Consider the following 13,991-nt stretch of genomic DNA (forward strand, 5'->3'; position numbering starts at 1 on the left):
GTTTCAGTCAGATCTCCAGCCAGTCACCGCTGAGGAAACTGATTTTCCCGTATTCCATTTATGAACAAAAAAACGCTCTACTTTGGTCACCTTGCCACACTGTTTGCTGGAAGTTTGTTTCCACTGGGCTTCAGTCCCTTTAACATCTGGCCTGTCCTGATCGTTGCTACGGCAGCAGGCTTTGCTTATACCCGTACAGAAACAGTAAAAACGACCACTGTCCGAGGCTTTCTGTTTGGACTGGGCCTTTTCGGTACAGGGACTTCATGGATTTATGTCAGCATCCATAATTTTGGTGCTGCCTCAGTCCCCCTGGCAGGTCTGCTAACTGCTCTGTTCGTTATTATGCTGGCTGCCCTGATGGTTATGCCGCTTTTCTATCTTTATGCAAAACTCAGGCATCGATTCAATATTCAGGCTCCCTGGCAACAAGCCTTGATTTTCGCCGGATTATGGACACTGTTTGAATGGGTCCGTAGCTGGCTACTCACTGGCTTCCCTTGGCTTCTTGAGGGTTACTCACTGCTCGACACGCCTGTTCAATCCTGGGCACCTGTCGTAGGTGTTTTTGGATTGACTCTGCTCATGGCTTCGACTGCAGCCCTGATTACTGCAACACTGGTCACTGATAGAGCCCATCGGAACCCATCTTTGATCGCCCTGTCAATCTCCTTGGTGTTCTGGGTTGCATCGGTTCCACTGGGTAAATTACAGTGGACTAGCCCCGTGGGAGAAATCAGCTTCAGTGCTGTTCAGGGGAATATCCCCCAGCTCCTGAAGTGGGAACCCGGCCATGTTGAGGAAACACTGAATACTTTCTATAGACTTTCTGAAGACGAGTGGGATCAGGAGCTGATCATCTGGCCTGAAAATGCCATACCTCTTTACTACAGTCAGGCCAGATCAGTGCTCAGTCAGCTCAATCGAAAAGCAGCTGAACACAACAGCGCCCTGGTTCTCGGCTTGCCTGTTGATGAGCGATCTGAGGGCACAGCATCTCTGTTCGACGAAAAATATTACAACGGCATAATCGCCATGGGTCTGGGAGAAGGTCGCTATTACAAGCAAAAGCTGGTTCCCTTTGGGGAGTACGTTCCTTTCGATTCACTCCTGCGCGGGCTGATCAGCTTTTTTGACCTGCCTATGTCAGCATTCAGCCCGGGGCATAGTGGTCAGGAAAAACTGCGAGTCCCCAACGCTGTAATGACCACTTATATTTGTTATGAAGTGGTTTACCCTGACTTTGCTGCCCGGCAGGCAAAAGACAGTGGGTTGTTAATAACCATCAGTAATGACACCTGGTTTGGCAAGTCCATTGGCCCCGAGCAACATTTCCAGATGGCCCGTATGCGCTCACTGGAGACCGGTCGATACATGATTCGCGCGACCAATGACGGTATCAGCGCCCTGATAAACGATAAAGGTCAGGTGGTTGCAAGCATCGAACGTTTCAAACCCGGAGTACTGAGAGGTACCGCTGAAGTCATGACAGGCAATACCCCTTTCATGCTACTGGGGTCCTGGCCCGTTTTATTCCTGAGTTTGATAATGATTATTGTGGCGACTCTCTGTGCAAGAAGATCTGTCACTGATTCAGAGAAGAAAGCATCGGTTGTCTCTTATCTGAAGTGACATACTCCCAAAATTAAACCACGCCCAGTTCTTTCAGTCGTTCCACCAGGTAACTGCGCTGAGTATGACGCTCAGACAAGACCACTTCACTGCGTGGATGCAAGAACAGAGGCAGGGACATTCTGGACTTCTCACTCTTACCACCAGTCGGGTTGATCACCCTGTGACTGGTGGAAGGGAAATAACCTCCGGAAGCTTCCTGCAACATATCCCCGGTGTTGATAATCAGGTAGCCGAACTTTGAAGGAACATCGACCCAGCTGCCATCTTTCAATTTGACCTGCAAGCCTGGCTCACTGGCCGCTGGCAGAATGGTCAGCAGATTAATATCTTCATGAGCCGCAGCGCGAATGGCTCCCGGCTCTTCTTCTCCAGTGAACGGAGGATAGTGAAGTACCCTGAGTAATGTATTTGGCGTGTCTTCAATCATATGAGGAAGCGGCTCGGAAAAGCCTTCAGCTACTTCAGAGGGCGCATTACTTTCAACCCATTCCAGCAACTCAGCCGCCAGATCAGAAGCTTTTTCATAATAATCTGTAATTTCTGATTTCAGTTCAGCAGGAATCCGGCCCCAGGGGTAAATATGGTAATACTCTTTAATATCTTTCTTCTCATGCCCTTTGGCTACTTCCGAAACCTCAGGTGGAAAATAGCCGTCCTGCTTTTCAGGATCAAACAGAAAATCCTGTCTGGCGGAAGAATTAAAGAAGTTCAACCAGTTATCGTAAATTGACTGAACCAGATCCTGACTCAAAGGGTGATTGGTTAAAACCGCAAAGCCGGTTTCGCGGAGTGATTCAACAAATTTTTGAGCTGCATCTGTGGCCGTATAATCAACTACTTTAACGTCCATTATCCTGATATCCGGTCAGTAAAAGTGGCGAGATATTATCGTTCAGTTCAAGAAAAGAACAAGCTTTATGTGGTATTAAAAGCATTAAACCGGCTTCATACAAAAGATTGTTTTTTTATTCTCAATAGCCGCCGATAGGCTATAAGGGTCTATGATATTGGCGTTCACATTCGAATTCCGGACTGGATGGGGTTCTGATTCAATGACAAACACCAACTTCAAGCAAAAACCCTGGCGACATTTGACTCTGGCACTACTAATGGGACAGTCGACAGCCATGTACAGCTCTGCAGAACGCCCATCCGGGGTGCGAATTGAACGCGATAGCCTGGGAGAAGTGACTGTTCCCAGGGACGCCCTCTACGGTGCCCAGACCCAGCGGGCAGTTGAGAATTTTCCTGTTAGTGGGCAGCCATTGCCTCATTCTTTCATAGAAGCCATTATCCGCATCAAAAAAGCCGCAGCCCGAACCAATCAATCACTTGAGTTACTGGCTGAAGAAAATGCTCTGGCCATTATCGAAGCTGCAGACACTCTTATTGAAGGAAAATATGCGGATCAGTTTCCTATCGATGTCTACCAGACCGGGTCCGGAACAAGCAGTAATATGAACGTGAACGAAGTGATCAGTAATCTGGTCAATCGTACTTCAGGATTAAAAATCTCACCCAATGATCACGTCAATATGGGACAAAGCAGTAACGACGTCATTCCTTCTGCTATTCATGTATCGTCTGCCTTGTTGATTCATAATCACCTGCTGCCCGCTTTGAATCATCTTCTGGAGGTGATGAAAAAGCGTCGGGTAGAGCTTGAGAATACCGTAAAAACGGGTAGAACCCATATGATGGACGCCATGCCCGTCACTTTTGGTCAGGAAATCAGTGGCTGGATAGCGCTGATCAATAATGACCGGCAGCGAATCAGGCAAACCCTCGACCGTCTCTATCAAATCACCCTCGGTGGCACCGCTGTTGGAACCGGTACCAACACTCATCACGACTTTGCAACAAAAGTCAGTCAACAACTGAGTCAGGATACCGGTTTGCTTTTCAAACCTGCCAATAACTTCTTCGCTGCCCAGAGCCTGCCGGCGACAGCACTTGAACTGTCCTCCGACCTTCGCAGTGTGGCGGTGTCACTGATGAAGATCGCCAATGATCTGCGCCTGATGAACAGTGGACCTTTGGCGGGATTAGGTGAAATTGAACTGCCTACTCTGCAGCCTGGCTCCAGTATTATGCCGGGTAAGGTGAATCCGGTTATCTCCGAATCGGTTACCATGGCGGCCGCCCAAATCATGGGTCTGGATTCAGCCATCGCGATTGCCGCCCAGTCTGGCAATTTTCAGCTCAATGTCATGCTGCCGCTGATCGCCAACAACCTGATCAATAGCATTACCCTGGCCACCAATAGCAGCCTGATTCTCGCTGACAAGGCTATAGCCGACTTTACTGTCAGGGAAGCTCATATCAAGGAAACACTGAGGCGTAATCCGGTACTGGTGACAGCCCTGAACCCGTTGATTGGTTACATGAAGGCAGCAGAAATTGCCAAGCAGGCTTATCGTGAGAAACGTCCGGTCATCGAAGTTGCTAAAGAAAAAACCGGCATGTCGGAAGAGGCATTGAAGAAGATTCTGGACCCTGGACGGGCCACCAAAGGCGGTATTGTCAAATAGCCTGAAGGGGGTGTCACAAAAACCCGTTTTCGACACCCTTAACGAATAGTCAGCCGATACCAGATTAAGCCCAGATATTCATGCAGGGCCAGTTCACTGAGCCTGAGATTGCGAACCCTCGGGATCCAGTTGGACCCTTTCTGCCAGGGGATCTCTTTCGAGTTGAATGCTGTGGGTGCCGGGATCACTTTGAAGCCAGCCCTTTCAAAACTCAACACTGCCCGGGGTTAAAAACAGTTCGCAACAATCTATTATAATCTCAAACTATCTTATAAAATCTAAAGCATAGATAAGAGATTAGTAAAGATAGGTGAGGCAGCTCGTCTACTTGGTACAGAACCAGTAACACTTCGAAAATGGGAAAGTACAGGTGAGCTGCTTCCTGCCAGAAAGACCAAAGGTGGAACTCGTTACTACGACGTGTCTGAATTCATAGGCTACAGTAACGAAGCTGCGCCTACGCTTTGCTATTGCAGAGTATCCGGTCACGACCAAAAGCCGGACTTAGACAGGCAGCAAGAGTTACTGGAAGCCTGCTGTTCTGCAAAAGGTTGGCGAACTCAGGTTATACGAAAAAATGCTTGAGACTTTGCAAGATGTTGTTAGCTCACAAGATTGAACTCAGACCGACAAAACAACAAGCCGATTATCTTGATAGGGCTTGTGGTTCTCGTCGTCATGCGTTCAATCAACTGTTAGCCCATTTCAATCAAGAAGGCGTTAAATGGTCAAAGAAGGCTGCCAATGAAAAATACCAAGAACTCAGGCTTGAGTTTCCCTGGTATGCCGAAGTCAGCCAACGTGTCACCAGGAACACAATCGACGATCTTCATGACGCCTTTACTCACTTCTTTCGTCGGGTGAAGAAAGGAGAAAAAGCAGGTTATCCAAGATTCAAGAAGCGAGGACTACACGACAGTTTTTCTCTCAGAGAAAAACCCAAGTTCGATGTTGATGGCAGAACACTTCGCATTGAGAAACTGAAAACCCGCATCAAGATGCGCCAAGAGCAGAGGTTCACAGGAACACCCTGTCAGGTGACGATCAGTAAGCGAGCCGGAAAGTATTTCGCTTCTATTTTGGTAGACACTCAGGATTACGACCCAAAAGCACAAAGCCGTGAGTCTGTAGGCGTTGATTTTGGCATCAAAGGTTTAGCTATTTGTTCGAATGGTAAAACCTTTGCTGCTAATCAGAAACTGAAAGGCTCTCTGAAACGCCTTAACAGGAAACAGAGGGCGTTAAGCCGCAAAACAAAGGGAAGCAACCGCTATGTGAAAGCCAAGCGAGCGGTTGCCAAACTACATTACCGGATAAGTAACCAGCGATCAGCCGTACTACATGAGGTAAGTGATTATCTGACGTCAAGATTCAAAATAATCACCCTCGAAAATCTGAATGTCAAAGGCATGGTAAAAAACCGCAAACTGGCAAGAGCAATCAGTGACGCAGGTTTCGGTAAGCTGAGAGAACTTGTTGAATACAAGGCAGAGCTGAGAGGATGCCAGGTTGTGATTGCAGATCGGTTCTTTCCCAGCTCGAAGAAGTGTGCGGTTCATACTTGCGACTACGTAAATGATAATCTTACTCTGTCTGATCGTGAGTGGCGGTGTCCAAAATGTAAAACTCTGCATGATAGGGATTACAGTGCGAGTTTTAACCTTGATAATTATGGACTAGGCGACCCCGTCGAGACACGTTACAGCTCGACGGGGTCGCCCAGACCCTAAACCCTACGCAAGAGTGGAGTTAGACACGATTCGTCGTGCATCCATGTCGACGGCGTAGATAAGCCTACATAATTATAGATTATGTTAGATTTTTAGTAGCGGCATATGCCAGGCGTGAGTAATCAGGACAACAGTTGTCTGCACTTTATCTGGCAGCTTATTACCCAGCAGTTTTTTACTGTTTTGGGCGTTTTGCCGGGTTGTCATGCTCTGAGTTTCTATCCATGATACATCAACGTTATAGTCATTCTTCAGAACTCTGGCCATCATTTCCGACTCAGGTCGCTTCCCACCTCCAGTGGCCAGAATGGGGACTTCACACTCCCGGTACAACAAAGCGGTATAACGAATACGCTCAAGTGACAGAGGGGTCGGCTGATAACCCTCCAGTTCAGCAGAGTTTCTCGGCCTTCCCCCTCCCAGCAGCACCATGGCATCGGCTTTTTTACAAAGACTCCCATTAACAGGAGGATATATTTCCAGCCCCCTGGCCAGAAGATGGGCAATAGGGGCAACCGAAAGCAGATAGAGAAAAATCAGGGCCAACCACGCCAGCCAGCCCATTGTTGTTTTAAAGATCATGTTTTAAAGATCATGTTTTAAAGATCATTGCCACAATCAGCATCCATAGAATATTAAAGGGGGAAGCTGGCAGCTCTCGCTCACCCCAATCAGCTACTGTAATTCACCAACAATATAACATCGTTACTGAGAAAAAAGCTTAACCGGCCAGGAGCCTGTCAGAATGATCTGATTCAGGCATTCAACCTGATAGCAATGAGTCAAAAAAAAATGACAAGGCTCAGCTTGATGGGGTCAATAAGAGCCTACTTATTCAGCTGCCACTAATGCTGATCTTTTAAGCTTTTTCGTGACATCCAATGATCAGTATTCCGGCTCAGGACTATTTACCTGACAAGAGATCCTGATAACAGATCGGAAAGCACGTACTAAACCCCTAATCCAGACATGAGTTAATAAAGCCACTGACAAACCTTTATTGAAGTAGCCTTATGACCGAAAAAGAGAAAATGCTTGCAGGACTGGATTACATCGCATTTGATTCTGAATTGACCAAGGATCGTCTGGAGGCCAAGAAGCTGTGTCACCGCTTTAATCAAGTTTCACCGGACGACAAAACACAACAGGCAGAGGTTCTCAATGAACTTCTGGGTACCCTTTCGGAAGCATGGATAGAGCCCTTTTTCTATTGTGATTATGGCTACAACATCCACCTGGGAGAGAACTTTTACGCCAACCATCACTGCACGATTTTAGACGGTGCAAAAGTCACCATTGGTAATGATGTGCTGTTTGGTCCCAGTGTCACCATAAGCACTGCGGGACACCCTCTGGATTCAGTAACTCGAAACACAGGGCTGGAGTTCTGCAAACCCATCACCATCGGCAATAACGTCTGGCTGGGCGCTAATGTGAGCGTCAATCCCGGAGTAACTATTGGCGATAATTCTGTGATTGGAGCGGGCAGTGTGGTGACTCGTGACATTCCTGCCAATAGCGTGGCTGTGGGAGCCCCCTGCAGAGTCATTAAATCAGTCATGAGCAAAGAAGCCATTTTATCCCCCTTAGGCTGATGAGATAGCTTTATCGCAAAGGGCCTCTGGTTCACGACTGCACTTCGGCTTCCTTTGGTTTTCGAGACGTCAGACGAGCAAACAGAATGCCCACCTCAAACAACAACCACATCGGGCCAGCCAGCAGAGCCTGGGAAATCACATCAGGAGGGGTCAGCAGCATGCCCAGAACAAAGCAACCTACGACAATATGGGGACGCTTTCCGGACAGGGACTCGACGGTTGAGACTCCCGACCAGATCAGAAGCACAGTGGCAACAGGAATCTCAAACGCCATACCGAAGGCAAAAAACAGTTTCAGAATAAAATTCAGGTAACTGTTTATGTCGGTCATCATCGTGACACTCTCAGGGCCTGCACTGCTAAAGAACCCGAAGATCAGCGGAAAGACCACAAAGTAGGCAAAAGCCACTCCGGCATAAAACAGTACGACACTGACAACAAGCAGTGGTATTGCCAGCCTTTTCTCATGCCTGTATAGCCCTGGCGCAATAAACCCCCATATCTGATTCAGAATAAAAGGAATAGCGGCAAACAGTGACAGGACCATGGTCAGTTTGAAAGGCGCCAGAAAGGGCGATGCAACATCGGTGGCTATCATACTGGTGTTTTCCGGCAGGAAAACTCGCAGAGGCTCTGAAAAGAATTCATAGAGCGTAGTGGAAAAGTAGAAGAGCCCGGCAAAAATAATCAGCACAACAACGATGCTCCGCAGAATACGGGTTCTCAGTTCAAGCAGATGCTGAACCAATGGTTGCTGCTTGTCATTGCTCTCGGTAGTAGATGACATTTGTTTATTATCCTGAAAACCCTGCAGAAAATAGCCTTCGGCATCAGGCTTTATGGGAAATTTCTTTTTGAGTGCTGCCTCCCTGTGCGGCCTTTTTCAAAGCGGGATCACTCTCTTCTTCAGTCAACGCTTGCTTGAAGCCTTTCAACGCACCACCCAGATCGCCGCCTATGCTCTTCAACTTTTTCGTACCGAACAGCACAACCACAATCAGCAGAATAATTAATAACTGCCAGATACTGATTCCACCAAGACCCATTGTTACTCACTCCGATGGTTAGGTAGTTAAGCATACTCAACTGAAAACCCTTCTCACAATCAGTAGATTCAATAGGACAGCCACTACTTGCGAAATAAACAGCCGCCATTCTGCACAGAATCCTACCTGAAAGGATTTCCAATAAGTACCTGGCCAGTTGGTTTCGCATATTCTGGCGAGTGGATTTTTTCATCCTTCAAGGCGCAACGACGGGCGCGTAGCCATAGCTACGCAACCAGAGTTGGAACGCAGAAGGGTGGAAAAAGCCGCCGTCCAGAATATGCGAAACCAACTGGTTAGGTACTTAAGTGAATTCATTCGATTAATGACATACCCATCCTTACAATAGCGGGCAATATTTGTGAGGACAGTTTATGAGACACTCGATTCTCGACATCTTCTGGCGCTTTCTGGTGCTGGGTTGCTACTCCTTCGGGGGGCCCACAGCCCATATTGGCTACTTTCATAAAGAGTTTGTGGGACGTCGTAAATGGCTCAGCGAAAGAGATTACGCTGACACCGTAGCCCTCTGCCAGATGCTGCCCGGACCGGCCAGCAGTCAGGTGGGAATGAGCATCGGTTTTGAACGTGCCGGCCTGCCGGGTGCTATTGCTGCATTCCTGGGTTTCACCCTTCCTTCTGCCCTGATCATGATCTTGCTGGCGCTGGGCTACAGTGAGATATCCGGCATCCCTGCCGCTATGGGAATGCTACAGGGCATCAAGCTGTTTGCCGTTGCTGTAGTGGCTGATGCGCTTATCAAAATGGGCAAATCATTATGCCCGGACCGCCCCAGGGTGACATTAGCGGTATTGTCAGCAGGGGCCATGTTGCTGCTTCCCCATGTATTCACCCAGATTGGGGTGATTTTTGTGGCGGCAGCCTGTGGATTCTTCATCTATAAAGATCAGTCTGCCCATGACGACCATGCCCGGGTTAAAGGCAGCAAACGACAAGCCTTTGCTGCACTTATTCTTTTTCTTGCCGGCCTGATCTTGCTGCCTTTCTTTGCAGATATGTCAGACTCTACCAGTCTGAGCCTGTTTGACAGTTTCTATCGGGCCGGTGCCCTGGTATTTGGCGGCGGCCATGTCGTTCTGCCGATGCTTCAGGCTGAAGTTGTACATCCCGGCGGTGTTACCCCTGACGCCTTCCTGGTAGGCTACAGTGCCGCCCAGGCAGTACCTGGCCCTATGTTTGCGCTGGCCCCTTTTCTGGGCGGTGTATACGGCGGTAGCTACAGTATTTCCCATGCACTGGCCGCGCTGTTGGGTATTTTTGCTCCCTCTTTCCTTCTGCTGGCAGCGGCCTGGCCCTTCTGGAATCGTCTGAAAGCCATGCCAAAGCTGAGAGCTGCTATCAATGGCATTAATGCGGCGGTAGTAGGCTTGCTTCTGGCAGCCTTCTACAACCCGGTTATTACTCTGGCCATCAAGGATGCTCAGGATGTTGCCCTGGCATTGCTGGCTTATCTGCTTCTGGCTGTCTGGAAGCTGCCAATTGCCTGGATGGTTCCCCTGTTTGCAGGCATTGGTTTTCTGTTGATCTGACACTGAACAAGCACTTCCGGGGAACTTTTCACTCCCCGGAGCCTCTAAACTATATAAGCTTTTGGAGGGTACGATTATGCAATTCGTGGTGTTCTGGGATATTAACTGGCTCAAGGAACGACTGAGAAAGAAGCCTCTCTCTGGTCGGGAAACCTACCTCTATGTTCTCTGCTGGCTGGCGCTTCTGACCCTGGGATTTTTTCCTGAAAACATCAATGACCGCTCCGCCCATTCAGGCTGGCTTGAAGCCATAGAACTCTTAATTCCTGTCATTGCTATCTTTTATGCCTGGCTCTGCAACGGGGGTCTTCAGGGAGAACAGTTCTGGACCCGTCTGATTTCAATAGGTTGGGTGGTCACCATGAGAGCGTTGGTGTTCAGCCTGCCGATGTTTTTAATACTGGCTTATGCACCCTTGGAACACTCAGAGCTTATTGTTGAATCAGCCGCCACTCTGGTGAGTCTGTTCATTATCTGGCGGCTGGGGAGTCATATTGAAGGGCTAAGGGAAGTCAATATGACTAAAAAAACTTCCCTGTGAGCGGGTGCTTTACTGTTACTTGTCCTTCTCGAGAGTCTTGATTCTGGCTCTCACCTGCCTTATGTCCCGCCACAGTTGAAAGCTTTCTGCAGGGTTCTTATACCACTTCAATTTGTCTTTTTGCTTAATCATATTTTTCAATACATCTTGTTCGTTAACTAATCTGACCTGACGCCCACCCCATTCGACAGCCTGTGATGCAGTCTGATAAAGCTCTTCTGCTTCATGCTTGACGGCATCAACAACCTTAACTGCGGCTTTTTTTATTTGATTCAGAGGACCCTTCTGTCTTGCTCTCTTTGCTTCGGCCATTCGGCTTTTTTGTTCCTTACGATTTTTTTCAGTTTGGAGCTGGGCACTGGTTTTGGCATTTGCCGCCTGGGTTCTGAATTTTTGAGCTTGCTCTAGTGTGCACTGTTGCGCAACCTTCGATCTGTACTGTCCAGCCTGTTTTACCAGATGATCAGCTTGAGCCAAAAAGAATTCTTTTGACTCCTTGAGGATGGGTTTGCCATCGACAGCCTCAGCTGCTCGATGATCATATCGCCCGACCTGCTTGCCTTTGACCTTGTTCGAACTCTGCGAAGTTGAAGTTCCCACCAAGCCTTTGAGAAAATTTACTGGTCCAGCCATGGCTCATGATCCTCCTTGAAAGCTGAAAATCCCTTACTTCTAACTATCGACGATTTTCAGGTTTCTTCCATTAGTAGACGGTGTTTAGAGAAATTCTTCTCCCATACCTTCGCCAAAAACGTTATATTGTAACAACCTCAATCAGTTTCAGATGTCATGACCAAAGCAATCCCTACTAACCTGATTACCGGCTTCCTCGGATCCGGCAAAACCACTGCCATCCTTCACCTGCTTGCCAACAAACCCAGGGACGAAACCTGGGGTGTGCTGGTGAATGAGTTTGGAGAAATCGGCATCGATGGCGCCATAATGTCGGGCAAAGGTGCTGTTGTCCGGGAAGTGCCCGGTGGCTGCATGTGCTGCGTGGCCGGGCTGCCCATGCAGATTGGGTTGAATATGCTGATTGCCCGCAGCAAACCAGACCGTATTCTGATCGAACCTACAGGGCTGGGGCATCCGGAACAGATTCTGCAGACGCTGACAGGTGAGCACTATTGCCAAGTACTCGACCTGAAAGCCAGTATCTGTCTGGTGGACCCCCGGAATCTGAAAGACCAGCGGTATCTGGATAACGAAAACTTTCAGGATCAGATCGCTCTGGCAGACGTCATCGTGGCCAATAAAACCGACTGTTGTGAGGATTCCGACAAAGAGCGTTTTGACGACTTCTGCGGCTCTATGGAAAACAAAACATTCAAAACAGCCTGGGTAGCCCATGGCGCATTGGAGCAGCAATGGCTGGACCTTCCTAAAGGTCATCAGGTCGCTCTGCACCCGGATGCACACCACTCACACAGTGCCATGCCCCAAACCGCTCCTCTGCAACTGCCTGATGGCAAGCTGTTTATCCGGCGAGAGAACAAGGGACAGGGCCATTTCAGCTGTGGCTGGCTTTACAGTTCAATGCTGGTGTTTTCCTTCGATGCACTGTTTCATCTATTCAACAGCGTACCTGCCAAACGTCTGAAAGCCGTGGTTAATACCCATCTCGGGCCAAGGGCATTTAATGCCCAGGATGGCGTAGTCAGCATCATGGAACTGGAAGAATGCGATAACAGTCGGATTGAGGTGATTCACAACGAACCTCTGGCATGGGATGAGATTGAAGAGTTATTGTGCCAGGCGGCAGGTTTGGTGCCTGATTCAGAGTGAAGGCTGTACCAGACACAAAAACGGGACCTACATAAGACCCCGTTTCCAGAAAGTGTTGTGTTTCATCTGGATAATAAGTTTGCCAGAATCAAGCACCGCAGCACTTCTTGTATTTCTTACCACTGCCACAGGGACAAGGATCATTGCGGCCAATTTTGGTAACAGAAACCGGATCTGGCGTTTCCGTAATGGCTTCCCAACGGGTGCGAACTCCCAAGTCAATGGAAGCCAGCTCTCTGGCTACAGAGGGCACTGCAGACAGCATCTTCCCAATGTCAGGCCCCCCCGGTTTTTTGGCTTTATCCAGGAGCTGTTCAGGGTTGGACCAGACGCTGAGGAGAATGGTGCAGGCCGTCCAGGATTCTTCCAGCTCTTTCATGGCCTGGTGCTGGAATATTTCTTCCCAGAAGTTCACCAGCAAGGCATTGGCTTCACCGAAACCTTTGGACCACTTTTGAAGATTGGGGAACAACTCATCTTCCGGCGTTTCTGACAGACAGTCTTCAGGAATGATATCCAGCCCCATTGCAGCAGTCCGCTCAATCGTGTCGCAAAGATTAAACAATATACGGTGAGCGTCTTTTTCCTGCTGCGCATCCGTAAAAGCAGGCGTTTCACCAAAGATTTTTTTAAACCAGCGGTTGGGTGGCACCGGTTGAGGCGAGCCCCAGATACCAAACAGGAAACCTTCCACTTCCTGGTAGGACATATGACCGTATTCAGACAGCATGGTTGCCAGTATTCCCTTCTGGGCATCGTCAAAACGCCAGTCAGGAATGAAGGAACGGGTTTCTCTCAGACCCAGCTCAATCTCCACGTCTTCAATATCACCAAGCATCTCACGATCGAGTTTACCGCGCTCAAACGCATCGCGAATGGCTTTAGCTGCTTCTTTGCCGTGCAGATCGACCAGGGCACGGACCAATGCCATATTCAGATAGTTCCCATCATCTTCCCTGTCTTCCAGAAGCTGCTGAAGGCCTGCCACTGTGCTTTCACGATCCGCCTCATGGTAAGTCGCATTCCAGCGCAGAGACTCTATAGCCAGATCCCGGGCAACTTCATTTTCCCCGGTGTTTCTGACAATGCTCCAAAGGCGATCAGTGGCCACTTTACCAAGACGCCCCACCACAGAAGGCAGATACTCTGAAATCACAAAATGTTCATCATCTTCGTAGAACAGCTCCAGCAGAGGATCTACGGCTTCTTTTGCCTGCAGAATACCCAGAACCCTCCAGGCATGAACGGGTGACCAAACCGTATCGGCATCGTCATGATCAAAGAAGGTCCAGTCCTGAGCCAACTTCAACAGCTCGGGGATATGCGACTCATTAAATTCAAAACGGCTGTAATCCGTCCAATCCTGCCAGTCGCAGTGGCCCAGACCAAGAAGTTCAGAAATAGGTGAGGTATAGGGACTCATGGAGATATCCGAAGTTGATCCGTACAGAAAGGCACGCAATCATAGTAGATCAGTTCAGCTAATCCAACATCCTTGAAGCGCTGTAGCTTGAATAAGGTATTAGAAGGCAGCTCAAACCAGAGAGTCATACGACTCAGGCATGGGCAAGATTG

14 protein-coding genes are annotated in these 13,991 nt (G+C 48.7%); 8 read left to right on the forward strand and 6 right to left on the reverse strand.

The genetic code is table 11. The annotated features are described in order from the left end of the window. The first annotated feature begins 60 nt into the window (after positions 1-60). A complete protein-coding gene (gene lnt, locus P6910_RS22790; RefSeq protein WP_317143545.1) occupies positions 61-1,632 on the forward strand; it encodes an apolipoprotein N-acyltransferase in 1,572 nt (523 codons plus the stop codon). 13 nt (positions 1,633-1,645) lie between these two features. Here lnt and P6910_RS22795 read toward each other — a convergent pair whose 3' ends face one another. After that, a complete protein-coding gene (locus tag P6910_RS22795) occupies positions 1,646-2,485 on the reverse strand; it encodes an isopenicillin N synthase family dioxygenase (protein WP_317143546.1) in 840 nt (279 codons plus the stop codon). Between the two features lie 277 nt (positions 2,486-2,762). On the opposite strand from P6910_RS22795, the gene P6910_RS22800 reads away from it, so the two are divergent. From P6910_RS22800 to P6910_RS22805, 3 genes are all read left to right on the forward strand, one after another. After that, positions 2,763-4,166: a class II fumarate hydratase gene (locus tag P6910_RS22800; RefSeq protein ID WP_317146584.1), complete on the forward strand. Its 1,404-nt coding sequence runs from the start codon at positions 2,763-2,765 to the stop codon at positions 4,164-4,166. Between the two features lie 306 nt (positions 4,167-4,472). After that, the gene (locus tag P6910_RS26965) at positions 4,473-4,751 is read left to right on the forward strand and encodes an IS607 family transposase (protein WP_410493947.1); all 279 of its coding nucleotides are present in this window, start codon (positions 4,473-4,475) and stop codon (positions 4,749-4,751) included. Between the two features lie 11 nt (positions 4,752-4,762). After that, on the forward strand, positions 4,763-5,896 hold the full coding sequence (locus P6910_RS22805; RefSeq protein WP_317143547.1) for an RNA-guided endonuclease TnpB family protein: 1,134 nt from the start codon (positions 4,763-4,765) through the stop codon (positions 5,894-5,896). An 84-nt stretch (positions 5,897-5,980) separates the two neighbouring features. Here the strand turns inward: P6910_RS22805 and P6910_RS22810 are convergent, their stop codons facing one another. Continuing rightward, a complete protein-coding gene (locus tag P6910_RS22810; protein ID WP_317143548.1) occupies positions 5,981-6,478 on the reverse strand; it encodes a YdcF family protein in 498 nt (165 codons plus the stop codon). 431 nt (positions 6,479-6,909) lie between these two features. Here P6910_RS22810 and P6910_RS22815 point away from each other — a divergent pair, with 431 nt between their 5' ends. After that, positions 6,910-7,491 (forward strand): sugar O-acetyltransferase, encoded by a 582-nt coding sequence (locus tag P6910_RS22815; protein ID WP_317143549.1) that lies wholly within the window; start codon positions 6,910-6,912, stop codon positions 7,489-7,491. A 31-nt stretch (positions 7,492-7,522) separates the two neighbouring features. Here the strand turns inward: P6910_RS22815 and tatC are convergent, their stop codons facing one another. Continuing rightward, positions 7,523-8,281, reverse strand: coding sequence for a twin-arginine translocase subunit TatC (gene tatC, locus P6910_RS22820; RefSeq protein WP_317143550.1), 759 nt, complete (start codon positions 8,279-8,281; stop codon positions 7,523-7,525). Positions 8,282-8,324: 43 nt separating this feature from the next. Further along, the gene (gene tatA, locus P6910_RS22825) at positions 8,325-8,540 is read right to left on the reverse strand and encodes a twin-arginine translocase TatA/TatE family subunit (protein ID WP_317143551.1); all 216 of its coding nucleotides are present in this window, start codon (positions 8,538-8,540) and stop codon (positions 8,325-8,327) included. A 374-nt stretch (positions 8,541-8,914) separates the two neighbouring features. Between tatA and chrA the strand changes: the two genes are divergently transcribed. After that, the gene (gene chrA / locus P6910_RS22830; RefSeq protein ID WP_317143552.1) at positions 8,915-10,090 is read left to right on the forward strand and encodes a chromate efflux transporter; all 1,176 of its coding nucleotides are present in this window, start codon (positions 8,915-8,917) and stop codon (positions 10,088-10,090) included. Between the two features lie 76 nt (positions 10,091-10,166). Then, positions 10,167-10,631 (forward strand): hypothetical protein, encoded by a 465-nt coding sequence (locus P6910_RS22835; RefSeq protein WP_317143553.1) that lies wholly within the window; start codon positions 10,167-10,169, stop codon positions 10,629-10,631. 15 nt (positions 10,632-10,646) lie between these two features. Here P6910_RS22835 and P6910_RS22840 read toward each other — a convergent pair whose 3' ends face one another. Then, positions 10,647-11,264: a hypothetical protein gene (locus tag P6910_RS22840; RefSeq protein ID WP_317143554.1), complete on the reverse strand. Its 618-nt coding sequence runs from the start codon at positions 11,262-11,264 to the stop codon at positions 10,647-10,649. Between the two features lie 156 nt (positions 11,265-11,420). Here P6910_RS22840 and P6910_RS22845 point away from each other — a divergent pair, with 156 nt between their 5' ends. Then, complete coding sequence (locus P6910_RS22845; protein ID WP_317143555.1) at positions 11,421-12,416, forward strand: GTP-binding protein; 996 nt, start codon at positions 11,421-11,423, stop codon at positions 12,414-12,416. Between the two features lie 88 nt (positions 12,417-12,504). Here P6910_RS22845 and P6910_RS22850 read toward each other — a convergent pair whose 3' ends face one another. Continuing rightward, a complete protein-coding gene (locus P6910_RS22850) occupies positions 12,505-13,839 on the reverse strand; it encodes a UPF0149 family protein (RefSeq protein ID WP_317143556.1) in 1,335 nt (444 codons plus the stop codon). Between the last annotated feature and the right edge of the window lie 152 nt (positions 13,840-13,991).

This window comes from Endozoicomonas sp. 8E (assembly GCF_032883915.1).
GTDB lineage: Bacteria > Pseudomonadota > Gammaproteobacteria > Pseudomonadales > Endozoicomonadaceae > Endozoicomonas_A.

Bases quoted from the DNA above. Each gene is read 5' to 3' on its own strand.
- lnt (WP_317143545.1), top strand. From the start codon at position 61: ATGAACAAAAAAACGCTCTACTTTGGTCACCTTGCCACACTGTTTGCT.
- P6910_RS22795 (WP_317143546.1), bottom strand. From the start codon at position 2,485: ATGGACGTTAAAGTAGTTGATTATACGGCCACAGATGCAGCTCAAAAA.
- P6910_RS22800 (WP_317146584.1), top strand. From the start codon at position 2,763: ATGTACAGCTCTGCAGAACGCCCATCCGGGGTGCGAATTGAACGCGAT.
- P6910_RS22805 (WP_317143547.1), top strand. From the start codon at position 4,763: ATGTTGTTAGCTCACAAGATTGAACTCAGACCGACAAAACAACAAGCC.
- P6910_RS22810 (WP_317143548.1), bottom strand. From the start codon at position 6,478: ATGATCTTTAAAACAACAATGGGCTGGCTGGCGTGGTTGGCCCTGATT.
- P6910_RS22815 (WP_317143549.1), top strand. From the start codon at position 6,910: ATGACCGAAAAAGAGAAAATGCTTGCAGGACTGGATTACATCGCATTT.
- tatC (WP_317143550.1), bottom strand. From the start codon at position 8,281: ATGTCATCTACTACCGAGAGCAATGACAAGCAGCAACCATTGGTTCAG.
- tatA (WP_317143551.1), bottom strand. From the start codon at position 8,540: ATGGGTCTTGGTGGAATCAGTATCTGGCAGTTATTAATTATTCTGCTG.
- chrA (WP_317143552.1), top strand. From the start codon at position 8,915: ATGAGACACTCGATTCTCGACATCTTCTGGCGCTTTCTGGTGCTGGGT.
- P6910_RS22835 (WP_317143553.1), top strand. From the start codon at position 10,167: ATGCAATTCGTGGTGTTCTGGGATATTAACTGGCTCAAGGAACGACTG.
- P6910_RS22840 (WP_317143554.1), bottom strand. From the start codon at position 11,264: ATGGCTGGACCAGTAAATTTTCTCAAAGGCTTGGTGGGAACTTCAACT.
- P6910_RS22845 (WP_317143555.1), top strand. From the start codon at position 11,421: ATGACCAAAGCAATCCCTACTAACCTGATTACCGGCTTCCTCGGATCC.
- P6910_RS22850 (WP_317143556.1), bottom strand. From the start codon at position 13,839: ATGAGTCCCTATACCTCACCTATTTCTGAACTTCTTGGTCTGGGCCAC.